General features: G+C 66.5%; 20 protein-coding genes. 6 read left to right on the forward strand and 14 right to left on the reverse strand.

The features are described 5' to 3' along the window. Positions 1-2 precede the first annotated feature (2 nt). Genes G370_RS0112090 through G370_RS0112105 form a run of 4 tightly spaced genes read right to left on the reverse strand, consistent with a single transcriptional unit; the run spans position 3 to position 4,168 of the window. A complete protein-coding gene (locus G370_RS0112090; protein WP_010481064.1) occupies positions 3-440 on the reverse strand; it encodes a hypothetical protein in 438 nt (145 codons plus the stop codon). Beyond that, positions 437-1,765, reverse strand: coding sequence for a phosphatase PAP2/dual specificity phosphatase family protein (locus G370_RS0112095; RefSeq protein WP_019660830.1), 1,329 nt, complete (start codon positions 1,763-1,765; stop codon positions 437-439). Before G370_RS0112095 ends, G370_RS0112090 begins: the two co-directional genes overlap by 4 nt. Then, positions 1,765-3,516, reverse strand: a complete 1,752-nt coding sequence (locus tag G370_RS0112100) for a bifunctional alpha/beta hydrolase/class I SAM-dependent methyltransferase (protein WP_019660831.1) — start codon at positions 3,514-3,516, stop codon at positions 1,765-1,767. Before G370_RS0112100 ends, G370_RS0112095 begins: the two co-directional genes overlap by 1 nt. A gap of 34 nt (positions 3,517-3,550) precedes the next feature. Further along, a complete protein-coding gene (locus G370_RS0112105) occupies positions 3,551-4,168 on the reverse strand; it encodes a CDP-alcohol phosphatidyltransferase family protein (RefSeq protein WP_019660832.1) in 618 nt (205 codons plus the stop codon). Between the two features lie 223 nt (positions 4,169-4,391). Between G370_RS0112105 and purH the strand changes: the two genes are divergently transcribed. The 3 genes from purH to purD are packed head-to-tail and all read left to right on the forward strand — an operon-like array spanning position 4,392 to position 8,212. Further along, complete coding sequence (purH, locus tag G370_RS0112110; protein WP_010481055.1) at positions 4,392-5,975, forward strand: bifunctional phosphoribosylaminoimidazolecarboxamide formyltransferase/IMP cyclohydrolase; 1,584 nt, start codon at positions 4,392-4,394, stop codon at positions 5,973-5,975. Between the two features lie 16 nt (positions 5,976-5,991). Next, the gene (locus G370_RS0112115) at positions 5,992-6,870 is read left to right on the forward strand and encodes a hypothetical protein (RefSeq protein WP_010481053.1); all 879 of its coding nucleotides are present in this window, start codon (positions 5,992-5,994) and stop codon (positions 6,868-6,870) included. Positions 6,871-6,928: 58 nt separating this feature from the next. Further along, entirely contained in the window at positions 6,929-8,212 is a 1,284-nt protein-coding gene (gene purD / locus G370_RS0112120) for a phosphoribosylamine--glycine ligase (RefSeq protein ID WP_019660833.1), read from the forward strand. Between the two features lie 149 nt (positions 8,213-8,361). Here the strand turns inward: purD and G370_RS1000000121060 are convergent, their stop codons facing one another. The 8 genes from G370_RS1000000121060 to rhlB form a co-directional block, all read right to left on the reverse strand. Next, positions 8,362-8,793, reverse strand: a complete 432-nt coding sequence (locus G370_RS1000000121060) for a DUF2247 family protein (RefSeq protein WP_158003716.1) — start codon at positions 8,791-8,793, stop codon at positions 8,362-8,364. 59 nt (positions 8,794-8,852) lie between these two features. Continuing rightward, positions 8,853-9,824 (reverse strand): RHS repeat domain-containing protein, encoded by a 972-nt coding sequence (locus tag G370_RS1000000121915; RefSeq protein WP_245541214.1) that lies wholly within the window; start codon positions 9,822-9,824, stop codon positions 8,853-8,855. Positions 9,825-10,172: 348 nt separating this feature from the next. Beyond that, positions 10,173-11,048 carry an RNA polymerase sigma factor RpoH gene (rpoH, locus tag G370_RS0112130; RefSeq protein WP_019660835.1) on the reverse strand — a complete coding sequence of 292 codons (876 nt, stop codon included), beginning with the start codon at positions 11,046-11,048 and terminating at the stop codon, positions 10,173-10,175. A 278-nt stretch (positions 11,049-11,326) separates the two neighbouring features. Then, positions 11,327-12,040 (reverse strand): uracil-DNA glycosylase, encoded by a 714-nt coding sequence (gene ung / locus G370_RS0112135; protein WP_019660836.1) that lies wholly within the window; start codon positions 12,038-12,040, stop codon positions 11,327-11,329. After that, complete coding sequence (locus G370_RS0112140; RefSeq protein WP_019660837.1) at positions 12,037-12,879, reverse strand: response regulator; 843 nt, start codon at positions 12,877-12,879, stop codon at positions 12,037-12,039. Before G370_RS0112140 ends, ung begins: the two co-directional genes overlap by 4 nt. 7 nt (positions 12,880-12,886) lie before the next feature. Next, positions 12,887-13,834 carry a permease-like cell division protein FtsX gene (ftsX, locus tag G370_RS0112145; RefSeq protein WP_019660838.1) on the reverse strand — a complete coding sequence of 316 codons (948 nt, stop codon included), beginning with the start codon at positions 13,832-13,834 and terminating at the stop codon, positions 12,887-12,889. 2 nt (positions 13,835-13,836) lie between these two features. Further along, positions 13,837-14,523, reverse strand: a complete 687-nt coding sequence (ftsE, locus tag G370_RS0112150) for a cell division ATP-binding protein FtsE (protein ID WP_005411273.1) — start codon at positions 14,521-14,523, stop codon at positions 13,837-13,839. A gap of 144 nt (positions 14,524-14,667) precedes the next feature. Then, entirely contained in the window at positions 14,668-16,392 is a 1,725-nt protein-coding gene (rhlB, locus tag G370_RS0112155) for an ATP-dependent RNA helicase RhlB (protein ID WP_019660839.1), read from the reverse strand. 509 nt (positions 16,393-16,901) lie between these two features. On the opposite strand from rhlB, the gene trxA reads away from it, so the two are divergent. The 3 genes from trxA to G370_RS0112170 all read left to right on the forward strand — a co-directional run bounded on the left by trxA (position 16,902) and on the right by G370_RS0112170 (position 20,993). Further along, positions 16,902-17,231 carry a thioredoxin gene (gene trxA / locus G370_RS0112160; protein ID WP_005411275.1) on the forward strand — a complete coding sequence of 110 codons (330 nt, stop codon included), beginning with the start codon at positions 16,902-16,904 and terminating at the stop codon, positions 17,229-17,231. 228 nt (positions 17,232-17,459) lie between these two features. After that, positions 17,460-19,211 carry a transcription termination factor Rho gene (rho, locus tag G370_RS0112165; RefSeq protein ID WP_019660840.1) on the forward strand — a complete coding sequence of 584 codons (1,752 nt, stop codon included), beginning with the start codon at positions 17,460-17,462 and terminating at the stop codon, positions 19,209-19,211. Between the two features lie 207 nt (positions 19,212-19,418). After that, positions 19,419-20,993 (forward strand): sensor domain-containing diguanylate cyclase, encoded by a 1,575-nt coding sequence (locus G370_RS0112170; protein ID WP_019660841.1) that lies wholly within the window; start codon positions 19,419-19,421, stop codon positions 20,991-20,993. A 33-nt stretch (positions 20,994-21,026) separates the two neighbouring features. On the opposite strand, the gene G370_RS0112175 is transcribed toward G370_RS0112170, so the two are convergent. Both G370_RS0112175 and aceK read right to left on the reverse strand, forming a co-directional pair. Then, positions 21,027-21,917, reverse strand: a complete 891-nt coding sequence (locus G370_RS0112175; RefSeq protein ID WP_026347111.1) for an energy transducer TonB — start codon at positions 21,915-21,917, stop codon at positions 21,027-21,029. Positions 21,918-21,978: 61 nt separating this feature from the next. Beyond that, positions 21,979-23,709, reverse strand: coding sequence for a bifunctional isocitrate dehydrogenase kinase/phosphatase (gene aceK / locus G370_RS0112180; RefSeq protein ID WP_019660843.1), 1,731 nt, complete (start codon positions 23,707-23,709; stop codon positions 21,979-21,981). Positions 23,710-23,835: the final 126 nt, after the last annotated feature.

The following is a 23,835-nucleotide window of genomic DNA, read 5'->3' on the forward strand; positions in this document are numbered from 1 at the left end:
GTTCACGTCTGCGGCCACAGCACGGCCAGCAGCACCAGCACCAGCTGCACCGCCGTCAGCAGGTACTGACGCAGCAGCAGGCGGCGCATGCCGGCCCATCGCAGATCCCATCCCCGCGACGGTTCCGCGCCCGGTGTGCGGCGCAGGCCACTGTCATGCAGCAGCCGGTCGATGCGTTGCGCCGCGGCCTCATCATTCAAGCCTTCATCGCGCAGCAGCTGCAGCAGGCTGGCATCGAGTGCCACCCGCCACGCGTGATAGGCCTGGGCGACGCCTGCCACCACGCTGAGCAGCATCAGTCCGGCGGCAAGCATCGCCAGCCCGGGCTCGATGCCGAGCAGCAGCAACGCCACCAGCAGCAGCCCCAGCGACAGGCCTGCCGGCCAACGCCCCTGCCGCAGCAGCAGCTGCATGGTCGAAATATCAGGCGTGGTGCTCATGCAGGGTCTCCGGCGGCAACGGTGATCGCACGCAGGTGCGCCTTGCCCAGCACGATGCCCGGACGCGCGGCACGCACGATCGCCACCGCCGCATCGGCACCCGCCGCACGACCGCTGCGCAGCAGCCAGGTGGCCACGCTGGCCGCACTGCGCGAGTAACCCAGCGCGCAGCACACCAGCACCGGCCCGTGCATGCGAAGGCGCTCGATGGCCTCGGCTGCCTCGCGCAGCTGCTCCGGTTCTGGCACCACCAGGTCCAGCATCGGCACACCGGCGTACGCCGCACCCGGCGCGCAGCAGGACAGCTCGGCACAGGCATCGACCACGCCCACCAAAGGTGTCGGCAATGCCGCGCAGGGAATCCGGCCCAGCCACACGCCGTCCAGCACCGGCAACGGCTGCGGCACGCGTCGCGTCCACAACCGCGAATTGATCCAGGCCGCGCCCAGGTACGGCGCCAGCAGCCAGCGTGCCGCCATGGTCAGGCGACCATCGGCACGCTTCTGGAACACCGCCGTACCCAGCCCGGCATAGGCCAGCGCCACCAGCAGCAGCGACACCACCGGCCACAGCAGCCAAAGCGCCGTGCCCCCCAGCACCACCACCGGCACCAGCAGCACCCCCGCGCCTAGCAGATAGAACGAGGCCAGGCGCCAGCGCTTTGGATCACGCGCCGTGCGCCAGGCCCGCAGCGGCGGCGTGCCCTGCTCCGGCCACAGCCATACGCACAGCCAGCCGGCCAGCAGCCCGGTCGGGATGTCGATGAAATGGTGCTGGAACGTGGTCAGCACCGAGACACCGATCAGCAGTGCCCACACATGCAGCACCCAACGCCACACGCCGTGCAGGTACTGCGCGAACTTCACCCACAGCACGATCAGCAGCACGATGTGCAGCGATGGCGCCTGGTTGAACGGCTTGTCGAAGCCCAGCAGCACATCGAACAGCCAACCGAACACGCCGCCGATCTCCGGCCGCTCGAAACTGAAGCGCAGCGGCCACAGCAGGAAGCAGGTGACCGCGATCAGCTGTGCACTGAACAGCCGCAGCGCATGCCGGTCCAGTTCCAGACGTTGCCGGCACAGGAAGAACGAGACCGCATAGAACAGGTCGATCGACCAGTACGGCACGATCGTCCACGGCACGAAGGGAATGCGCGTCTCCCAGGCGAACGCCATCACCGGCAGCGTAGCGTGGCGGCCGGCCATCCAGTTGGCGAAGCCGTAGCTGGCAAAGAAGAACGGACCCAGCAGCGCCAGCCACAGCAGCGCGCGCCGCCAGGGGCGCCCTTCCGCGGCCAGTGGGGTTGCGGCCAGCGTCGCCATCACGCGGTCCGGCGCGCCAGCGACACGGTGAAGATGCCGAAGTCATCGATGCGCTGCGCCACCTTCTCGAACCCGGCCAGGCGCACCAGCTCATCCATCTCCTGCTGGGTACGGCGGCGCATCACCCACGCGGCGCCGCCTCGATGGCTGGTCAGCGCGCGGGCGATGAATTCCAGCTGCGGGTGCCAGGGCTGGCCGGTGTAGGCCAGGTAGCCGCCCACCGGTACGGTTGCGGCGATGCCCTGCAGCGAGCGCAGCACGGCGTCGTTGTCGGGGAATAGTTCGTACAGGCCCGATATCACCGCCAGCGTAGGCGCCGGGTCCACCGCCGCCAGTTGCGCCGGATCGAACGCATCGCCCTGCTCGAAGTGGGCGATGTCGGCTGCACCGAGGCGCTCGATCAAGGCCTGGCCCTGGGTCACGTTCAGATCGCTGAAATCACGCAGCACGATGCGGTCGGCGCGCTGTTCGCCCTGGCCCAGCGCTTCCAGCACATAGCGGCCATGGCCGGCGGCCACGTCCAGCACGCGCACCGGCGTGCCCTGCCAGCGCAGGCGCTGGGCAGCATCGCGCAGCAGTTCCTGCAGGTGCTGGCCACGGATGCGGATGCCGCGCCAGCCGATTGCGTCCAGGTAATTGCGGTCGACCATGCGGCCCAGCGGGCCCTTGCCGCGCGCTTCGTTGCGATAGATGTAGTCGAGCGTGCTGCCGGAATCGAAACCGGTCTGCAGGCCCAGCGCAATGCCTTCGGACAGCGTGCCACCGAAGCGCAGGCCGCCGCGCACCACGCGCCAGCGCAGGTCGGCCAGGCTGTTGCGTTCGGGTGGCCAGGCCAGGATCTCTGATTCCTCGAAGGTCGGTCCATGACGGTGCGCGTCACGCCGCGGCAGTTCGCGCAGCGGCTCGGCAAAACGCGCCTGGATGAAGCTGCGGATGCGCGCCAGTGCTGGTGCCCGATCGCGCTCGCCCAGCGTGTCGTGGAAGAAGCCCGGCAGATGCACCCGCTCCTTGATCGGGCTGGACAGGCGTTCATAGAAGCGATCCTGCGGGCCACGGTGCACCACGAAGTCCGAACCGGACACCAGCAGCTGCACCGGCACGCTGATGGCCTGCGCATCGGCGACGATGCGGTCAGCCGCTTCGTACAGGCCCAGCAGCACGCGCACCGAGATCGGCCGGGTGATCAGCGGATCGGTACGGTAGCTTTCCACCCGCGCCGGATCATGGGTCAGCCACTGCGGCTTGACATAGCTGTTGACGAAGAAGTTGCCGCGCAGCTTCTGCATCAAGGCCAGGCCCGGGCGCGCGAACGGCACGTACAGCTTCACCTTGAACGCCGGCGAAGCCATCACCAGCGCACGCAGGCGCGGCGCGTAATCGTGCACCCAGGTCGCGGCGACCACCGCGCCCACGCTCTGCGCGATCACCACGATATTTTCCACCGCGATGCCGTGCTCGGCACCGATGTGGGCAATGAAGCTATCGAGGTCGCGCACCAGCGCCGGGAAGCCCGGTGCATCGCCACGCGCGCCCGGCGAACGGCCATTGCCGCGCGCATCCCAGGCGAAGAAGGCGGTGTCGGGCAGGTCCAGCTCATCGACCAGGTGGGTGACCCGGCCGGAGTGCTCGTGGCCGCGGTGCAGCAGCACGATGGCCTTGGTGGCCGGGGTTGCGGTGGTGCCCGCCCAGTACCGGTAGAACAGCGGTACCTGGTCGAAGCTGTGGAATTCCCGTTCCTGCGCCTGACGCATGCAATCTCCTGATTGTCTTTTTGTATCTGCTTGATTAATTCGGCGAAACCGCCGCTTCCCGCAGTCCGCGACGGACGCGGTTGATCATCGTCAGCACGCACAACAATGCCATGGCTGCAGCCACGCCGCTGGCCGTCAGTGCACCGCCCCAGCCGAAGGCCAGCAGCAAGCCCAGCGCACCGATCACGAAGGCGCGGTCGCTCTTGCCCATCGGGCCGTCATAGCGGCGGCTGGCACCGACCATCAGCCCCAGCACGCCGGCGTACTCGCTCAGCGCCGCCGTCCAGGCCAGCAGCCACAGCGCCTCCGGGCGCACGCCGGGTACGCTGAGCAGGCTCAGGTACAGCGCCGCATCGGCGATCACATCGCACAATTCGTTCAGATAGGCGCCCAGCCGCGATTGCTGGCCGAATTCGCGCGCCAGCATGCCGTCCACCGCGTTGAGCGCCATGCGCAGCAGCATCCACAACGGCAGCAGCAGGTACAGCAGAGGCTGGGCAGGCGCGCAGCACCACACGGCCGCGGCCACCAGCAGCGAGACCAAGGCAGCGGCCACGGTCACCGTATTGGCAGTGATCCCCATGCGGAACAGACCGCGTACGGCTGGACGCAACAGGTCCTGGAAACGTCCCTTCAATGCATAGATCGACATGATCCGTACCCGCTGATCCTTGGCAGTGCGGGCACAGCCTACCCCATCGTTGGCAGATTCCGACAACCCGGCTCTGGTCCGCAGCCCAGACTCCGGATCGGGCCGGATCGGTGTGCCCGACCCGGCCTTACGCCGATTGCCACGGCAAATTACCCCTTCCAGCGCCCGCCACGGGCCCCCACCGCCTACAATATCGACCCCGCTCCGCTGCCGATTCTGTCCCATGACTGCTGATCTGTTGCCCGTCCGCCGGGCCCTCCTCTCCGTTTCCGACAAGACCGGTCTGGTCGAGCTGGCCACTGCGCTGGCGGCACGCGGCGTGGAGCTGCTGTCCACCGGCGGCACCGCCAAGGCGATCCGCGATGCGGGCCTGGCCGTGAAGGACGTGGCCGAGGTCACCGGTTTCCCGGAAATGATGGACGGCCGCGTCAAGACCCTGCACCCGATGGTGCACGGTGGCCTGCTGGGCCGTTCGGGCCTGGATGATGCGGTGATGGCCGAGCATGGCATCGGTGCCATCGACCTGCTGGTGCTGAACCTGTACCCGTTCGAGTCGGTCACCGCCAAGGCCGACTGCACCCTGGCCGACGCGGTCGAGAACATCGACATCGGCGGCCCGGCCATGCTGCGCTCGGCGGCCAAGAACTTCGCCCGCGTGGCGGTGGCCACCGATCCGTCGCAGTACGCCGAACTGCTGGCCTCGCTGGCGGCCAACGACGGCCAGCTGTCGGCCGCCACCCGCTTCGCGTTCTCGGTGGCCGCGTTCAACCGCGTCGCCCAGTACGACGCGGCGATCAGCAACTACCTGTCGGCGGTCACCGCCACCGACGCCGCCGTGCCGGCCCGCGCCGAGTACCCGGCGCAGATGAACTCCACCTTCGTCAAGGTGATGGACCTGCGCTACGGCGAGAACCCGCACCAGAGCGGCGCGTTCTACCGCGACCTGTACCCGGTGCCGGGCACCCTGGCCACGTTCCAGCAGCTGCAGGGCAAGGAACTGAGTTACAACAACCTGGCCGATGCCGATGCGGCGTGGGAGTGCGTGCGCCAGTTCGACGCGCCGGCCTGCGTCATCGTCAAGCACGCCAACCCGTGCGGCGTGGCCGTCGGTGCCGGCAACGGCGATGCCTACGAGCTGGCCTACGCCACCGACCCGACCAGCGCCTTCGGCGGCATCATCGCCTTCAACACGCCGCTGGACGCTGCCACCGCCAAGGTCATCCTGGACCGCCAGTTCGTGGAAGTGCTGATCGCCCCGGATTACGAGCCAGCCGCGCTGGAATACGCGCAGAAGAAGGCCAACGTGCGCGTGCTGCGCATCCCGCATGGTGATGGCCTGAACAACTTCGACAGCAAGCGCGTCGGCTCGGGCCTGTTGCTGCAGTCCTCGGACAACCGCGGCATGACCCGCGACGAGCTGAAGGTGGTCAGCAAGCTGGCACCGACCGACAAGCAGTTCGCCGACCTGCTGTTTGCCTGGAAGGTGGCCAAGTTCGTGAAGTCCAACGCGATCGTCTATGCGAAGGACAACCGCACCATCGGTGTCGGCGCCGGCCAGATGAGCCGCGTGTACTCGGCGCGCATCGCCGGCATCAAGGCCGCCGATGCAAACCTGGTGGTCGAGGGTTCGGTGATGGCTTCCGATGCGTTCTTCCCGTTCCGCGACGGCATCGATGCCGCTGCTGCCGCCGGCATCAAGGCGGTCATCCAGCCGGGCGGTTCGATGCGCGATGCCGAAGTGATCGCCGCCGCCGACGAACACGGCCTGGCCATGGTGTTCACCGGCGTGCGCCACTTCCGCCACTGATACTGGAGCGACACGGATGTCCGCAGTCTCACTGAAATCGCTGGCCTTGCTCGCCCTCGCGGGCGCGGCCGCGCTGGCCGGCTGCAAGCCTGCGGCCGCCCCGGTGCCTGCGTCGTCGCCGCAGGCCGCCACGTCGGCCCCTGCCGAGCCGACGGCGCACGTGAGCCGCACCGCGCGACTGCAGGCCTTCCTGGTCCAGCGCTACGGCAAGAACGCCAGGCTCTCCGGTGAATGGCACGGCAGCTGGAACGACGACGGCGAAACCCGCCCGATGGACTGGCACGTCTGCGCCGAGCAACCGGTGGTGAGCGGTGACAGCTGGCAGCAGTTGCTGGCGGTCTGCGGTGCTTTGTCCGAAGGCGCGCACATCGACGCAGGCATGATCGACTTCTTCGTGCTGCATCCGAAGGGCGAGGGCTTCGACGTGACCAGTGAACTGACTGGCGAACGCTTTGGCAGCGGCGGCCAGCCCGGCACCGCCAGCATCATCCGCGCAGGCAGCGACTTCTATGGTTTCCGCGTCGAGGACGGCTGGTTCGGGCAGGGCTTCTCGCTGCTCTCGCAGTCGCTGATCCTGCCAGGCCCGAACGGCCTGGTGTCCAGTGGCAGCGTGCGCAGCCATATCGACAATGACGCCCAGTACGAGTGCGACAACCTGGGCGCCAGCAGCGACCCGGAGACTGTCGAGGACTGCCGTACCCGTCGCTTCAGCATCGATTTCGCCCTGCGTTTCGACGACAGCGATCGCAGCGCGCGCATCTGGCCGCTGCTGATCGAGGAAACCGGCACCACCTGCGGTGGCAAGCAGGTCCGGCAGGAACACCGCTTTACCCTGGACCCGAAGACCTGGGCCTATTCCTTCCCCGAATCACTGCGACGCGAAGGCTGCGAGTGAGCCACGCGCGCCGCCGGGGATATCGATCTTCCCTTCCCACGCAATCTGGAATCTCGTGATGAACGTACTTGTCATCGGCTCTGGCGGCCGCGAACACGCCCTGGCATGGAAGCTGGCCCAGTCCTCCCGTGTCACCGAAGTGATCGTGGCGCCCGGCAACGCCGGCACCGCCAGCGAAGACAAGTGCCGCAACGTGGCGGTGAAAGTGACCGACATCGACGGCCTGCTGGCGCTGGCCCAGGCCGAAGGCGTGGCGCTGACCGTGGTCGGCCCGGAAGTACCGCTGGTGGCCGGCGTGGTCGACCGCTTCCGCGCCGCCGGCCTGCGCATCTTCGGGCCGACTGCCGCCGCCGCGCAGCTGGAAGGCAGCAAGGCCTACGCCAAGGACTTCCTGGCCCGCCACAACATCCCCACCGCGTTCTATGCCGTGCACACCGAGGTGGATGCCGCCCTGGCCTACATCCGCGAGAAGGGCGCGCCGATCGTGGTCAAGGCCGATGGTCTGGCTGCCGGCAAGGGCGTGATCGTGGCGATGACCCTGGCCGAAGCCGAAGATGCCGTGCGTGACATGCTGTCGGGCAACGCGTTCGGCGATGCCGGTGCGCGCGTGGTGATCGAAGAGTTCCTCGATGGTGAGGAAGCCAGCTTCATTTCGATGGTGGACGGCGTGCATGCGCTGCCGATGGCCACCTCGCAGGACCACAAGCGCGTCGGCGACGGCGACACCGGCCCGAACACCGGTGGCATGGGCGCCTATTCGCCCGCGCCGGTAGTGACGCCGGAGGTGCATGCACGCGTGATGCGCGAGGTGGTGAACCCGACCGTGCAGGGCATGATCGCCGACGGTATCCCGTTCACCGGTTTCCTCTACGCAGGCCTGATGATCGATGCCAGCGGCGCGCCGAAGGTGATCGAGTTCAACGTACGTTTCGGCGACCCGGAAACCCAGCCGGTGATGCTGCGCCTGCAGTCGGACCTGGTGGAGCTGGTGGAAGCGGCGATCGATGGTCGCCTGGACCAGGTCGACGCGCAGTGGGATCCGCGCCCGTCACTGGGCGTGGTGCTGGCGGCCAAGCCATATCCGGAAGCGCCCATCACCGGTGACGTGATCTCCGGCCTGGATGAGGTGCCGGCAACGGCCAAGGTGTTCCATGCAGGCACGACGCTGGACGCGCAGGGCCAGGTGCTCAGCGCCGGCGGCCGCGTGCTGTGCGTGGCTGCACTGGGTGGCAGCGTGCGCGACGCTCAGGCGAACGCCTATGCAGGCGTGGCGAAGGTGAGCTGGGCCAATGAGTTCCATCGCACCGACATCGGCTGGCGCGCGATCGCACGCGAGGGGTGAGACCTGGTAGATCCACTACACAGCTTCCTGCATGGAACCAGATCACGGATTCTGGGAGTCTTCACCGTCCTCGGCATGGAAGCCGGGACGGTGCGCTTCGGGAAGAAGCGACGCACGTCAAGCGAAGGAAATTACGCTGAGTGAATCTGCTACTTCGCCGAGTCAAGATAACGCTTCCAGTTCTCGAAGAGCCGCGCAACATTCTGCTCATGTGAGTGCGCAGCCGGATCATACCCATCAGAAGCTGGCATGTACCTGACAAAGCTCTCCAGAGACTCCGGGTAATCAAAATCAGCGTAGATCCTCTCAACCTCTCCGAGCGGATCAGCAATCTCATCGCGCTTAGCGTAAGCGTCCGCGAGAAATGCAACCAGCCATCTTCTGAAAATCTCATCCTCGTTTGAGTTCTTGTCGAATGCCGCCAACTGCGCAGCTACGCTATTACGCTCATCGGGAAAAGCCCCTTCAAGTCTTTCAATCAAGGAGTTCAGATTGAACTTCTCTTCCAGTCCCTTCTGCTCCGACGCGCAGTGCTTCGCAACCTCAAAGTCAATCAGATGGCGCCCCAGTGCCCACGCCACCTCGGTCTGACTCCAGGGCCCATAGGGTTGAATACAGTCATACGTTCTCATGTAGACACTCACTTCTTGTTTGGTATTCCGTTCATGCTGCCACCTTCCACAAATCTTTGATGGGTCAAGTCGCCAGCCTTGTCGACTATGTATTCAAACCGACCAGCCTTTCCATTGAGTTCACCGGGTAGCTGAGTCAGAGTGCGAACCACGCCGTCGCCTCCTGTCAATGGAGTATGAACACCTGCTTCTGCAGCGGTCTCTCGCATAAAGGTCGCTGAATTGTGCCCAGCGTCCGCTTTGAGTGCACTTCCAACAGGCCGGGAATTCAAAAGTGCCCGACCTTCTGCACTCAGAGCTTTGGATGCCGCAACACCTGCTCCACCGGCACCTGTAACTCCTGCGATATCAGCAGCGATACTGGTAGCTGCCGATACGACACTTGGATTGGCCATCGCAACCATGCCAGCTTCGATCAGCACTGGGGCAGCCATTGCCGCTGTAACGGCGATTGCGGCCGGTCTCATCGGCTCGTATACGGCGCCATTTCCGGCAGCAATATCTCTCCGATGCTGCTCAACGAATCGCTCTGCGGCCTGCCTTCCATCCGCATCGACCAACCTGTACGGATTCCCGTTCGCGTACCGATACCGATTGAACTGCTCAACTGGCATTTGGTGAGCGGTGACTGGGTCTACCGACAGAAACACGCCCAATTGTGGATCCATGTAGCGCTGTTGCATGTAGCTCAGCCCTGTAGCCGAGTCGCTCACATGTCCGGCGTACCCAGGTCCATCCGTGACCTGACCGCCTACCACGGCCCCGTAGGGCTCGTAGTCATATCGCTTGATGACGTTGCCGTTGGCATCGCTTTCCGCCACAACCGAGCCGAGGGCATCAGTGTGAATGTATGTGATCGTTGTCTGGGCGATTGCGGATGGTGACAGGCCAAGGCCCATTAGCAGCACGCAGCACAGCCAGACGCCTATGGCACCCAGCTTGCGAGTTCGATCTTCAAATCCCCCGAGGCGGGTCGACACACCGCCTGCAGTTCCCCCGAACCTGCGCATCATTCCAATCCATGAAAGAGCCTTGAAGCAAGGCTTGGCATTCATAGCACAGGAAGGCAGTCATCGGAGTCCAACTCCAGGACTGAGGCCAGAGGGACCATTCTGAATTGGACCAGGCCCTTGGCTATAAACCTCTCGAGGGATTGAACGGCTACCGGAAGCGCATGACTGCCCGCCATGGGCTGGTACTACTGAAGCAGCCGATCAGCGGCCCGCATTACCAACAGCCATGCCGGTCAAACGAAAAGCCCCGACCAACGCCGGGGCTTTTCATCAGAACGGGGGCCGGAAACAGGAACCGAACCAAAGATCTATGCCTTACGCGGTGAACAGCGCCTTCATCTTCTTCAGGGCATTCGCCTCGACCTGGCGGATGCGTTCGGCCGACACGCCGTACTCGTCTGCCAGTTCCTGCAGCGTCACCTTGCTGTCGGCATCCAGCCAACGGCGGCGGATGATGTCACGCGAACGCGCATCCAATTCGGCCAGGCCTTCGCGCAGCAGCTGCATCTGGTTGTCTTCGCTGTCCTCGCGCTCGTAGGCCATCGACGGGTCTTCATCATCGGCAACCAGGAACGCAGCCGGCGACGGCGGTGCATGTTCGTTGTCCTCGTCGGACGGCGCATCGAAACCGATATCGCGGCCGGACAGGCGCGACTCCATTTCCATGACCTCGCGCTCGGACACGTTCAGGTCCTTGGCCACCGCGCTGACTTCCGCCGCGTTCATCCAGCCCAGGCGCGTCTTCGACTTGCGCAGGTTGAAGAACAGCTTGCGCTGCGCCTTGGTGGTGGCGACCTTCACGATGCGCCAGTTCTTCAGGATGAACTCGTGCATTTCGGCACGGATCCAGTGCACGGCGAAGGAGACCAGGCGCACGCCCATGTCCGGGTCGAAGCGCTTGACCGCCTTCATCAGGCCGATGTTGCCTTCCTGGATCAGGTCGCCCAGGGCGAGGCCGTAGCCGTTGTAGCCGCGGGCCACGTGCACCACGAAGCGCAGGTGCGAATGCACCAGCTCGCGGGCGGCGTCCAGATCGTTGCCGTCGCGGAAGCGACGGGCCAGGTCCTGTTCGTCATCGACCGACAGCACCGGAATCTGGTGCACGGCACCGATGTAGGCGTCCAGCGAACCGAGCGCACTGGGAATCGGGAGATTGTTTGCCACAAGGGCAGTAGAGGTGTTCTGGCTCATAGGCACCCATCTTAGCAGTCCGGGATTTGGACTGCTAAAGGAGGAAAAAGTTCCAGCATCCCATTGATGCAACACTGGTCCCAAACAGAACCCTACCGTAGCGCGATTTGATGACAGTGGCGAGCACGCTTTTCGGGATTCACAATCCCTTGGAATTCAAGCAATTACCCACTGAAAACCTGCCGATTCCGGTCAAGCGGAGCTGAACGCGCCGTTCCGGAGGCCCATTCAGGACGGGGAACGTTGTCCGGCGTTCAGGCCCGGCCACTCGCCGGCGCTCAGAGCGCCGAGCGCGGCGGCAGCGACCAGTCGATCGGGGCCTGGCCGCGGCGCTGCAGGTACTCGTTGGCCATGGAGAAATGGCGGCAGCCGAGGAAGCCACGATGGGCCGACAGCGGCGACGGATGCGGGGCCTTCAGCACGCGATGGCGGCGGGTGTCGATGACCTTGCCCTTCTGCTGCGCGTAGGCGCCCCAGAGCATGAACACCAGGCCTTCGCGCTCGCGGTTGAGCACGTCCACCACATGATCGGTGAAGCCTTCCCAGCCACGGCCCTGGTGCGCGCCGGCCTTGCCCTCCTCCACCGTCAGCACGGCATTGAGCAGCAGCACGCCACGTTGCGCCCAGGGGATCAGGCAGCCGTGGTCCGGGCGCGGGATACCGAGATCGGTCTCGATCTCCTTATAGATGTTCAGCAGCGACGGCGGCACCGGCACGCCGGGCGGTACCGAGAAACTCAGGCCATGGGCCTGGCCGCGCCCGTGGTACGGGTCCTGGCCGAGGATCACCACCTTCACCTGCTCGAACGGCGTGGCGTCAAACGCTGCGAAGATCTGCGGCCCGGGCGGGAACACCGCCGCACCGCTGGCCTTGCGCTGGCGCAGGAAGGCCGACAGCTCGCGCATCTGCGGCTGCAACAGGTACTCACCGACGTGCTGCTTCCAGCTCGGTTCCAGCTGGATCGTCGGGGTGTCGGTTACTTCATCGGTCATCGCAACAAAGGTCCATCATTCAATCGAGCCAGGCGCAGCTGGAACAGCACCTTGGTGACCAGCAGCCGCTCTTCGATCGGCTTGAGCACCAGGTCGTTGGCACCGGACTGCAGCAGCCCGGTCTGGTTGTGGGGGTTGCCGTCGCCGGTCATCACCAGCACGGGCAGGCGGCGCTTGCCGTAGCCGAAGTCCACGCGCACGCGCTGCACCACGTCGCGGCCGCTCAGCTCGCCCTTCAGGGTGACGTCGGTCAGCACCAGGTCGATGCGGTGGCGGCTGCGGCCCAGCGACTCGGCGGTGAGCAGGGTGAAGGCCTCTTCGGCGCTGACCACGTGCAGCACGTTCAACTGCTGCCGCTCGAGCATGCGCTTGGTGGCCTCGGCCACTACGCGGCTGTCCTCGATATAGAGGATGGTGGCGCCGGGGATGGTCTGCGGCTGCACATAGCCACGGATGAAGGTCGCCAGCGCTTCATGGCCCAGGGATTTGTCGAAATAGTCGGTGACGTACTCGGTGAAGCGGCGCTGCTCCAGGTGCTGCTGGGCGTCGCCGGAAACCACGATCACCGGCACATAGGCCTGTCCGGCCGCTTCGCGGACCATGCGCGCCAGCGCCAGGCCGTCGCCATCACGCAAGGTCAGCGAGGTCGTCACCAGGTCCACCGGGCCCTGCGCCAGCGCCTGCTGCGCGTCTTCGATGCTGTCGCAGCCAATCACCTCCACGCCCGGCAGGTCGCGCTGCAGGACGTCGGCGATCAGCTTGCGGACCAGCTTCGAGCCATCGACCACCATCACCCGCGTCGCGGGCCCTTCAAGGTGCTTCAGCGCTTGCGGTTGCATGCCGGTCTCAGGTATCGGTCGGGCGGGTCTGGCGGAGGAAGTGGCCGGTCACCAGCCAGGCACCCAGCCAGCCCAGCAGCAGCGTGCCGAGCAGGACCAGGCCACCATGCAGCAGGTCCAGGCCATGCAGCACGAACGGGCTGCCATAGCTGCGCGAGAGTTCGGCCAGCGGCACGCGCAGCGCGGCACCGGCGGCGCCGATCAGGGCCAGTGCAACCGCGCCTGCGCCCAGGCCATACCACGCACCCAGATACAGGAAGGGGCGGCGGATGAAGCCATCGCTGGCGCCAAGCAGCTGCAGCACGCCGATCTCTTCGCGGCGCGCCTGGATGTCCAGGCGCACCGTGTTGCCGACCACCAGCGCGGCACCCGCGCCGAGCAGCACCGACAGCACCTGCACCAGCCGCGCGCCGAACGCCAGCCAGGCATCCAGGCGCTGGCGCCACAGCGCATCGTGCTGCACCAGGTCGGCCTCGGGCAGGCTTTCCAGCGCGCGCGCCAGGCGTGCGTCGTCCTTGCCCTGGCCGGGGGTGATCACCAGCAGCGAGGGCAGCGGATTGTCGTTGAGCGCATCGATCGCCTCACCGAGGCCGGCATCGCGCAGTTCCTGCAGGCCCTGCTCGGGCGTGCGCACGTTCACTTCGGCCACGTCGTCGCGGTCGCGCAGCTGGCCGGCCAGGCGCAGCGCGCCGGGGCCATCGACGTTGCCCTTGAGGAACACGTTGATGTCGCGCGATTGCTGCACGCTGCCGGCGAACTGCTTGAGGTTGTCCAGCGCGATCGACAGGCCCAGTGGCAGTGCCAGCGCCAGCGCCATGACCATCACCGTCAGCAGGGTCGCCCACGGCTTGCGGCAGGCGCGGCCGAGGCTGAACACCACGCTGTGCACGTGGTGCTGGAACCAGACGCCCACGCGCGAGGGGGCGGCGGCTTCGCTGTTTTCGTTCTTCGCCATGGTTACTCCGCCAGGTCCTGCGGCGAGATGTCATCCACCAGCCGGCCGTGGTCAAGGATCAGCACGCGCTTGCGCATGCGGCGCAGCAGCGGCAGGTCGTGACTGACCACCAGCACGCTGGTGCCGCGCGCGGGCAGCTCGGCGAACAGAGCCATGATCTCCGCTGCCAGGGTGGGGTCGAGATTGCCGGTCGGCTCATCGGCCACCAGCAGCTTGGGCTCGCCGACGATCGCGCGGGCGATGCCGACGCGCTGCTGCTCGCCGGCCGACAGCTGCGAGGGCAGCGCCTTCTCGCGATGGCCCAGGCCCATCCGCTCCAGCACCGAGCGCACGCGCTTGCTGATGTCGCCACGGCGGGTGCCGCGCAGGATCAGCGGCAGCGCCACGTTCTCGGCGATCGAGCGGTCCATCAGCAGCCGGTGGTCCTGGTAGACCGCCCCCACCGCGCGTCGGTGGCGCGGCACGTCGCCGCCGCGCACCTTCAGCAGGTTGCGCTCGTCGAACACCACCGCGCCGCGGCTGGGCCGCTCGTCGAGGTGGATCAACTTGAGCAGCGTACTTTTACCCGCACCGGAATGGCCGGTGACGAACAGCATCTCGCCCGGCGCAACCTCGAAGCTGACATCGGTCAGCGCCTCGTGGCCACCGGCGTACTGTTTGCTGACATTGTCGAAGCGCAGGACACTCATGCCCCGATTATGCAGGACCGGCGCGACGTCGTGGAGACGGTGGGTGCCACCGGCCCCGCCTGGTGGGTGCCGACCGTTGGTCGGCACACCTTTCAAAGCCACCCGACCAACGGTCGGGTGCTACCCGCTGATCGGCAGCGCCGATCAGCTGCCCGACAGCATCCGGCGGATCTTGCGGCCGATGCGGGTCAGGAACGAGTCACCGGTATCGGCGGCGGTACGCACCGGCTTGGCCACCACCTGCACCGGGGTCACCGGGCTGGCGCCGTTGCCGGCGTTGGCCTGTACACCCTCGGTACCTTCGACCGGACGGCCGTGGCGACGACGACGGCGCTTGCGCGGCTTGTGCTCACCGTCCACCGTGGCTGCCGGTGCGCCTTCGGCACGCGGCGGGCGCGGCGGACGCGGGGCCTGGGCGGCGGCGCCTTCGGCACCGGCAACCGCGGCGGCAGCGCCCTGCTCGCCTTCCACGCGCGGCTTGCGCGGGCCACGCGCACGGCGTTCGCCGCTGCGTTCACCGTCGCGACTACCGCGGCCACCACCACTGCCTGAGCGGCCGCCGCTGCGGCCACCGCCCCGACGCTCTTCCTCGGCGGCGCGGGCTTCGCGCGCTTCGCGGAAGATCTGGCCGACGCTTTCGTTGTCCTCGCCTTCCTCGCCTGCCGCCGGAGCCGGGCGTTCCGGGCGCGGCAGCGGGGTCAGCAGTTCCTTGGTGACCGGCTCGGACGGAATCTTCTGCTCGATATAGGCCTCGATGTCCGGCAGGCCCATGGCGTAGCGCTCGCAGGCGAAGCTGATCGCGTCGCCCTCCTCACCCAGGCGCGCGGTGCGGCCGATGCGATGCACGTAGTCTTCGGCGTCGAACGGCAGGTCGTAGTTGTAGACGTACTTGATGCCGTCGATGTGCAGGCCGCGCGCAGCCACGTCGGTGGCCACCAGGATTTCCAGCTGGCCCTTCTGGAAGCGGTTGAGCAGGCTCTCGCGCTTCTTCTGCGGCACATCACCGGACAGCACGCCGACACGGTAGCCGGCCTTTTCCAGCGAACGCGCCACGCGCTCGACGAACACCTTGGTGTTGACGAAGACCATGGTGCGCGCGCCTTCGCTGCGCGACAGCAGGCCCAGCAGCAGCGGAATCTTTTCGTCGTCGGCCGGGAAGTAGATGCGCTGGCGCACGCGCGCGGCGGTGATGGTCTCGGCTTCGACCACCAGCTTCTGCGGTTCGTTCATGTGCTCGTAGGCCAGCTCCAGCACGCGATGGCTGAGGGTGGCACTGAACAGCAGGGTCTGGCGGGTGGTGCGCTCGGGCATGCGGCGGAGCAGGAAGCGGATGTCCTTGATGAAGCCCAGGTCGAACATGCGGTCGGCTTCGTCCAGCACGCAGATCTCGCAGGCGTGCAGCGACACCACCTTGTGCTGCTTCACATAGTCGATCAACCGGCCCGGGGTGGCGATGATCACGTCCACGCCCTGCTGCAGCAGTTCGCGCTGCTTGTCGTAATCCACGCCGCCGTAGACCAGGGCGAAGCGCAGGCCCAGGTCGGAACCGAACTTCACCGCATCCTTGTGGATCTGGATGGCCAGTTCGCGGGTCGGGGCGAGGATCAGCGCGCGCGGATCTTCCGGCTTGCGGTCGGCCAGGGCCGGACGCGTCAGCAGGCGGTTCACGACAGCGACCAGGAAGGCCAGGGTCTTGCCGGTGCCGGTCTGGGCCTGGCCGGCAACGTCACCACCGGGCAGCGCGACCGGCAGGGTCAGCGCCTGGATCGGGGTGCAACGGGTGAATCCGGCTCCTTCAAGGCCGGCCTGCAGGGCCGGATGCAGCTCGAAGGAGGAGAAGGTCAAATCGGTCAGCGGTTTGTCGCTCATGAGTCCGTCTTGGTATGGCCGCCGGCCCGTGGGGCGGCTGGCACTTCAGCGTCTGGGGGCACCGTCGCAAACTGCGGCCCCTGCGGCGGGTTGGCAGGCTGGGACCACCTGGTCCGCGCGCCGCACAATGCCCCAGTTTACCGCACTCGGGCAGGCAAACCGGAATGCGGCGTCTCATGGCATCCAGAGACGCTACCTTCACCCAGCCACACCGGACTTGAACGGCCTGCCCGGGTTCGCTGGTGTCGCCCACTGCCAGCCCCATGTACAGGAAGACAGTGAAATCCGACACATACCGGCCATCGAAGCGATCACGATACGCTGGGTTCCAACCGGCGCCTGTCCCTGCCCTGCGATAGGGGTACACTGCCGGCCGTGAGCGTCCAGGCATCCCGCCGAACGCACCGCGGCAGTGCGCCGCGAGGCAACGACGAGGGTCGCGCCACCGGGCATGGCCCAGTTCACCCACCTCCGGCATGGCCGGGTGCAATCCAAGACGAGAAACCAAGATGAGCGACAAGGTTGTACATGTCGGCGATGCCGACTTTGATAGCGCAGTGCTGAATTCCAAGGAACCGGTGCTGGTCGATTTCTGGGCCGAGTGGTGTGGCCCGTGCAAGATGATCGCCCCGGCGCTGGACGAACTGGCCGATGCCTACCAGGGCCGCGCCAAGATCGCCAAGGTCAACGTTGACCACAACCGTGCGCTGGCCGCCAAATACCACGTGCGTTCGATTCCGTACCTGGTCGTGTTCAAGGACGGCGAGAAGGTCGGCGAGCAGATCGGTGCGGTGGGCAAGGCCCAGCTGGCCGGCCTGCTGGACAAGGCCCTGGCCTGATCCTGCGGTTCTCCGGCAGCCGCCGAACGCGGCTGCCGGCGGCGCCCCTGCGCCCATGATGAATGCTGTTCCCGGCGACCCTTGCATGGCGCCGCAGGCCGATGATAGTGTCGGCATATCCGGCCGCGTTCGCGTGCCGCACCCTCTGGACGCAGTTTCTTCCAGACCCATTCCCAACGTTCGCCGCCCCAGCCGGGCGCTCGCACCTTCAAGCGAGGAATAACGCTCTTGTCCGATAACACTTCCGAAACCGGCAGCGCCGATGCGCCCGCCGAAAAGCGTGTGCGCAAGCCCCGCGTGAGCAAGGCCGCCGCCCCGGCAGCCGCCGAAACCAGCGCCGCTCCGGCGCAGCCGACGCTGCCGTTGGCCTCCGCGCCCGAAGCTCCCGCGCCGGCGCCTGCCGCAGCACCTGCACCGAGCGCGCCCGCCGCCGAGGCCCCTGCCAGCAGTGGCGGTGGCGAAGGCAGCGAAGGCCGCGAATCCGGCCAGCCGCGCCAGCAGCACAACCATCAGGGGGGCGGCCAGAACCAGGGCCAGAACCCATACAACCAGAATGGCCAGCAGGGCCAGGGGCAGGGCAACCGCCGCGACCGCTTCCGCAACCGCCGCGACCGTGACCGCAACAACCGCTTCCGCGACGAGGGCATGCCCAACGACGGCGGCGAGCAGCAGCCGTTCGTGCCGCGCCCGCACGCCAACGTGCCCGAGGGCTTCCCGGTCTATTCACTGAGCGACCTCAAGCGCATGCCGGCACAGAAGCTGCTGGAAATCGCCGAGCAGCTGCAGATCTCCGAAGGCGTGGCCCGCGCCCGCAAGCAGGATGTGATCTTCGCCCTGCTGAAGGTGCTGACCCGCCACGGCGATGGCGTTGCCGCCGACGGTGTGCTGGAAATCCTGCCGGATGGCTTTGGCTTCCTGCGCGCGGCTGAAGCCAGCTACCTGGCCGGCCCGGACGACACCTACATCTCGCCCAGCCAGATCCGCCGCTTCAACCTGCGCACCGGCGACCACATCTCCGGCCGCATCCGCTTCCCGAAGGACGGCGAGCGCTACTTCGCGCTGAACATCGTCGACACCATCAACGGTGAGCCGATCGAAGCGTCGAAGAACAAGGTGCTGTTCGAGAACCTGACCGCCCTGTTCCCGCGCCGCCGCTTCACCCTGGAGCGTGGCAACGGTTCGTCGGAAGACATCACCGGCCGCATCCTCGACCTGATGGCCCCGCAGGGCAAGGGCCAGCGCTCGCTCATCGTGTCGCAGCCGAAGGCCGGCAAGACCATGATGATGCAGCAGGTCGCTACTGCCATCACCACCAACCACCCGGACGTGCACCTGATCGTGCTGCTGATCGACGAGCGCCCGGAAGAAGTGACCGAAATGCAGCGCACCGTGCGCGGCGAGGTCATCAGCTCGACCTTCGACGAGCCGGCCGCGCGCCACGTGCAGGTGGCCGAAATGGTCATCGAGCGCGCCAAGCGCCTGGTCGAGCACAAGAAGGACGTAGTGATCCTGCTCGACTCGATCACCCGCCTGGCCCGTGCCTACAACAACGTGGTGCCGAGCTCGGGCAAGGTGCTGACCGGTGGCGTGGACGCCAACGCCCTGCACCGCCCGAAGCGCTTCTTCGGTGCCGCGCGCAACGTGGAAGAAGGCGGCAGCCTGACCATCATCGCCACCGCGCTGGTCGACACCGGCTCGAAGATGGACGAGGTGATCTACGAAGAGTTCAAGGGCACCGGCAACAGCGAAGTGCACCTGAGCCGTCGTATTGCTGAAAAGCGCGTGTTCCCGGCCATCGACATCAACCGTTCCGGCACCCGCCGCGAAGACCTGCTGATCGAGCCGGAACTGCTGCAGAAGATCTGGATCCTGCGCAAGCTGCTGCATCCGATGGACGAAATGGCCGCGATGGAATTCCTGCTGGACAAGATGAAGAACACCAAGTCCAACGACGAGTTCTTCGGTTCGATGAAGCGCTGATCCGGCGTTGCATCGGAAGAAGCCTGCCGCTCGCTGCGGCAGGTTTTTTTTTGCCTGCAGGGCGACCTGTTTCACTTTGCCGCCTCCGACTTTTGGCGATAATTCGCCCTATACCCTGCCCGGCCCCAAGGGCGTGGCCACCGATTCCCGCTGTCGCCCCTTCCGGAGAACCGGTCGGGTCCAGCCTCCTGCCGGATCCGTCGACGCATGCGAACGCTGTCTCCCCGCCTCAACCTGGGCAAGCTGATCCTCGCCCTGGCCCTGCTCAGCGCCATCATCGCCCTGGCCAATACCCTGCTGGCCAGCTACCGGGTGCAGCGCGACCAGCTGGTCGGCAATACCCTGGAAGCCAACCGCGTCTATGCCACCAAGCTGGCCGAGACCACCCAGAACTTCCTGCTGGCCGCGCAGCAGGAGTTGGCGTATGCGGCCACCCGCCTGGGCCAGAGCAATCTCGATCCGGCACAGGCGCAGGACGAAGCCAGCCGCCTGCAGTTGCAGACCAACAGCTTCAATTCCTCGCTGGTGGTCGATGCCGATGGCCTGGTGATCGCCACCTCGCCACAGACCCTGCAGTTGCAGGGCGAGATCCTGCACAGCGTCGGCAACAACGCGGCACTGGCCGCGCGCCAGCCGATGATCAGTGACCCGTACCAGTCGGCCACCGGCAAGCTGCTGGTCTCGCTGTCGCACCCGATCTTCGACCGCCAGGGCCGCTATCGCGGCTACGTCAGCGGCACCCTCTACCTGCGCCAGCGCAGTGCGCTGCACACGCTGCTGGGCAAGCACTACTACCGCGACGGCTCGTACCTGTACGTGGTGGACCGCAATGGCCGCCTGCTGTACCACGCCGATGGCAAGCGGGTCGGCGACTACGTGGTCGGCAACCCGGCGGTGAAGGCAGTCGTGCGCGGTGAACGCGGTGCGCAGCAGGTCCGCAACAACCTGGGCGTGTCGATGCTGGCCGGCTATGCGCCGGTACCGGCCACCGGCTGGGGCATCGTCGCCCAGCGGCCGACCGAGGCCACGCTGCAGCCATTGTCGCGGTTGATGACCGCGGTGATCTGGAACGCGATCCCGCTCGGCCTGCTGTCACTGCTGGTCACCTGGTGGTTCGCCCGCCGCATCTCGCTGCCACTGTGGCAGCTCGCACGCAACGTGCAGGGCGGCGAAGACACCGGCAATGCGATCAGCCACGTCAGCGGCATCCGCGCGTGGTACTTCGAGGTCGCCCAACTCAAGCAGGCAGTGCTGCACAGCTTCAATGCCCTGCAGGACCGTATCGGTACGCTCAACCGTGCCAGCCGTACCGACCCGCTGACCGGCCTGCTCAACCGCCGCGGCCTGCAGCAGGCGCTGGACGCGCTGCAGGTGCAGGGCATCCCGTTCGCGATCCTGGCGCTGGACATCGACCGCTTCAAGTCGATCAACGACAGCCATGGCCACGACGTCGGCGACGCCGCCATCGTCCACATCGCCGACCAGATGCGCCGCTATTCGCGCGACAGCGACATCCTCTGCCGCGCCGGCGGCGAGGAATTCCTGCTGCTGCTGCCGGGCATCAGTACCGACTCGGCCCGCCAGGCCGGTGAACGCCTGCGCCAGCACATCGCCGATCACCCATTCGAACCGGTCGGCACCATCACAGTGTCCTTGGGCGTGGCTCACTTCCCCAGCTTCCATGTCGACGCCGAGCAGGCATTGCGGCTGGCCGACAAGGCGCTGTACATGGCCAAGGAACAAGGCCGCAACCGGGTGGTGATTTACCCTTACGCCGACTGACGCGGAGCCGGACTGGCCAGCTCCCCAAGGTCCTCAGCTCTGTTGCAGCGGGGTCAGCAGGCGCAGGCCGCGCTTGGCGCCGTCCACCATGTAGACGCCGCCTTCCGGCAGCAGATCGCTGCCGGCCTGCTCGACCGGGTCGGCCTCGTGCCACGGCACGCTCTGCCGCGGCCCCGGAATGAAAGCGCGCCAGCGGCCATAGCGTTCCGCCTCTGCATTGGGATCATGGTTCAGGGCGAAGTTCACCGGGATGCGAACCGTCCAGCTGTCCCGGGTGCTGTCCTCGCCGGTGGTCGGTGGCTTGAAGGTCCAGGTGCGGGCGGTGCTGACGCTGGCTCTGGCCAGGATGTCGCGCATCTTGGCCAGGGTCCGCTCGGACGCGACCACAGCCATGTTCACCTGCTCGGCGGCCACATCGGCCACTGTTCCGTCACGCGCCACCTTGACCAGCAGCAGCACCTCACCCTGGCCACCGTTACGGTAGGCCGCCTCCGGGTAGCGCGGCGGTGTCATGTGCAGCGGGGTCACCGAACCAGTGGCCTTCGGATCGTACTCGCTGAAGTCGACACTGGTCATGCTGATTTCATAACCGCCATCGGCCGCAGCCTTGCCGCGCAGGCGAACGCGCAAAGGGGCCCGCGTGGCCACCGCCTGGCCAGCGCGCAGCGTGGGCTCGAAGCGCCAGCCCCCGATGGTGCCTTCGACGAAGGAGGCGATGCTCGGGGCGACCATGGCTTTCTGGTCCAGCACCAGCGAACTGACCGCGCCCTCCGGCGTGACCTCGATATGACCGGACAGCACCATGCTCATTTCCGCAGTCGCACGTACGGCGCGTGCGGTCTGCGCAGTGGCATCACCTGCAAGCAGGGGGGCGCCGGCACCGACGGCCAGCGCGAGGGCGAGAAACAGTGGAGAACGCATCATTGCCGGATCCTTGGTGATGATCGGCGAGAGTACCTCAGCCCAAGCGCCCAGGACAGCCGGCTCAGGCCAGCCGGTGTGCACCCGCATAGGGCGGCGTGTCCGGATAGTCACCTCGGCCGAAGCGTTCCTGCAGGCCCTGCCACCAGCCCGGGTCGAACAGGTGCCGGTAGTGCTCGCGCACCGCTGCCAGCTCTGCAGCGGGCAGGCCCATGAACGGGCCGAAGCGCTCGGGAAACACGTCGCGCGGACCAACATGGAACCAGGGCTCGTCGGCCATGGCTTCCTCCGGCGTACGCGGCTGCGGCCACGCACGGAACACGCAGTCGCTGACCAGGCACAGCTCGTCGTAGTCGTAGAATACGGCCCGCCCATGCCGTGATACGCCGAAATTCTTCGGTAGCATGTCACCGGGGAAGATGTTGTTGCGCGCCATGTCGGTGATCGCCTGCGCGTAGTCGAGTACCGCCGCGCGCACCGCCTCACCGCCCTGCTCGCGCAGGTACAGGTTCAATGGACGGAAACGGCGCTGCACGTAGCACAGTGCGATCTCCACCTCATCGCCATCAACGCGTACGCTCTGCGCGCACTGCTGCAGCAGTTCGTCCAGCAGGGCCGGCGCGAAACGCGCGCGCGGAAAGCGCAGATGACGATAGGGCTGTGCATCGAGCAGGCGGCCGACACGATCGAGGTTGAACACCAGCGCGTACTTCTCTTCCACCTGCTGTCGCGACATCGCCTTGGGCCACGCGAAGCGGTCGCGGATCAGCTTGAACACCAGCGGGTAACTGGGCAGGGTAAACACCGCCATGACCATGCCCGGCGTGCCTTCGGCGGGGACCAGCCGCTCCTGCGGGTGCTCGTTGAAGTGGCGGAAGAACGTGCGGTAGCGCTCGGTCTTGCCCTGCTTGGCACGTCCCAGCACCGTGTAGATCTCATCGATGGGCTTGCCCGGCAGCAGGCTGCGCAGGAACACCACGGCATCGCCCACCGTACCCAGATCGGCCTGGAAGTAGCTGCGCGACACGCCAAACAGATGGGCAACATCACGGCGCCGGGTCAGCACCGCATCGGCACGCAGGCCGCGCTCATCGTTGACCAGGGCAATCACGCAGGGTGAGAAGCGGTGCTCGCCGAATACACGTCCAACCAGATAGGCGCGGCGCTCGCGGTAGAACACGGTGTCGAGCAGTTCGATGCTGCGTACCGGCGTGTCCCCCCAATGGGCGAGGTCGTCCTGCAGGCGAACGGCGATGGCCGCCGCGCAGCGCAGCTGGTGCGCGTACGGAATGTCGAAACGATAGTCGGCCAACACGCGTTGCAGGGCCTCCACCGGCCGCGTCGGCGAGACGGCATAGGTATGCCGCGCGACGGGATGGGTGATCGCATCGGACGGCTCGACGTCGAAAGCAATGAATTCCAGCGCCGGGTCCACGCCGCGGGTAGCGAACAGGCGCCGCGACAGCGTGTTGTAGAAGGTCTTGTACAGCTCGGCGTCGATCAGGCCCTGCAGTAACGCGCTGTAGCCGGCGTGCACCTGCAGCCACAGCGCGCGCTCGCCGATCGCGTCACCGGCGAGGCGGCGCAACGCATCCATCTGCTCGGCGATGCACAGATCGTAGAGGGCGATGCGCTCGACTGCATCCTGTCGCGCACCGGCCCAGTCGCGCTGCTCGAAGCGCTGCCGCGCCCGCGCGGTGATCGCCGCGAAGCGGGCATGGTACTGCTCGAAACCATCGCGGATGGCACCGGCGATACGCGGCGCCAGCTCGGTAGCGATGTCAGGCTTGGACATGCGTAGCTAACCCGGGGAGGACCGGCTTCACCATACGCTGGCGTGGGGTTGCTTGTGTAGAGCCGAGCCCATGCTCGGCTGATCCAGGCAGAAGCAGCCGAGCATGGCTCGGCTCTACAGTTGCAA

It is taken from the genome of Stenotrophomonas hibiscicola ATCC 19867, from assembly GCF_000382065.1.
Lineage (GTDB): Bacteria > Pseudomonadota > Gammaproteobacteria > Xanthomonadales > Xanthomonadaceae > Stenotrophomonas > Stenotrophomonas hibiscicola.

Excerpts from the sequence above, each read along its gene's own strand:
- G370_RS0112090 (WP_010481064.1), bottom strand. The coding sequence starts at position 440 with ATGAGCACCACGCCTGATATTTCGACCATGCAGCTGCTGCTGCGGCAG.
- G370_RS0112095 (WP_019660830.1), bottom strand. The coding sequence starts at position 1,765 with ATGGCGACGCTGGCCGCAACCCCACTGGCCGCGGAAGGGCGCCCCTGG.
- G370_RS0112100 (WP_019660831.1), bottom strand. The coding sequence starts at position 3,516 with ATGCGTCAGGCGCAGGAACGGGAATTCCACAGCTTCGACCAGGTACCG.
- G370_RS0112105 (WP_019660832.1), bottom strand. The coding sequence starts at position 4,168 with ATGTCGATCTATGCATTGAAGGGACGTTTCCAGGACCTGTTGCGTCCA.
- purH (WP_010481055.1), top strand. The coding sequence starts at position 4,392 with ATGACTGCTGATCTGTTGCCCGTCCGCCGGGCCCTCCTCTCCGTTTCC.
- G370_RS0112115 (WP_010481053.1), top strand. The coding sequence starts at position 5,992 with ATGTCCGCAGTCTCACTGAAATCGCTGGCCTTGCTCGCCCTCGCGGGC.
- purD (WP_019660833.1), top strand. The coding sequence starts at position 6,929 with ATGAACGTACTTGTCATCGGCTCTGGCGGCCGCGAACACGCCCTGGCA.
- rpoH (WP_019660835.1), bottom strand. The coding sequence starts at position 11,048 with ATGAGCCAGAACACCTCTACTGCCCTTGTGGCAAACAATCTCCCGATT.
- ung (WP_019660836.1), bottom strand. The coding sequence starts at position 12,040 with ATGACCGATGAAGTAACCGACACCCCGACGATCCAGCTGGAACCGAGC.
- G370_RS0112140 (WP_019660837.1), bottom strand. The coding sequence starts at position 12,879 with ATGCAACCGCAAGCGCTGAAGCACCTTGAAGGGCCCGCGACGCGGGTG.
- ftsX (WP_019660838.1), bottom strand. The coding sequence starts at position 13,834 with ATGGCGAAGAACGAAAACAGCGAAGCCGCCGCCCCCTCGCGCGTGGGC.
- ftsE (WP_005411273.1), bottom strand. The coding sequence starts at position 14,523 with ATGAGTGTCCTGCGCTTCGACAATGTCAGCAAACAGTACGCCGGTGGC.
- rhlB (WP_019660839.1), bottom strand. The coding sequence starts at position 16,392 with ATGAGCGACAAACCGCTGACCGATTTGACCTTCTCCTCCTTCGAGCTG.
- trxA (WP_005411275.1), top strand. The coding sequence starts at position 16,902 with ATGAGCGACAAGGTTGTACATGTCGGCGATGCCGACTTTGATAGCGCA.
- G370_RS0112170 (WP_019660841.1), top strand. The coding sequence starts at position 19,419 with ATGCGAACGCTGTCTCCCCGCCTCAACCTGGGCAAGCTGATCCTCGCC.
- G370_RS0112175 (WP_026347111.1), bottom strand. The coding sequence starts at position 21,917 with ATGATGCGTTCTCCACTGTTTCTCGCCCTCGCGCTGGCCGTCGGTGCC.
- aceK (WP_019660843.1), bottom strand. The coding sequence starts at position 23,709 with ATGTCCAAGCCTGACATCGCTACCGAGCTGGCGCCGCGTATCGCCGGT.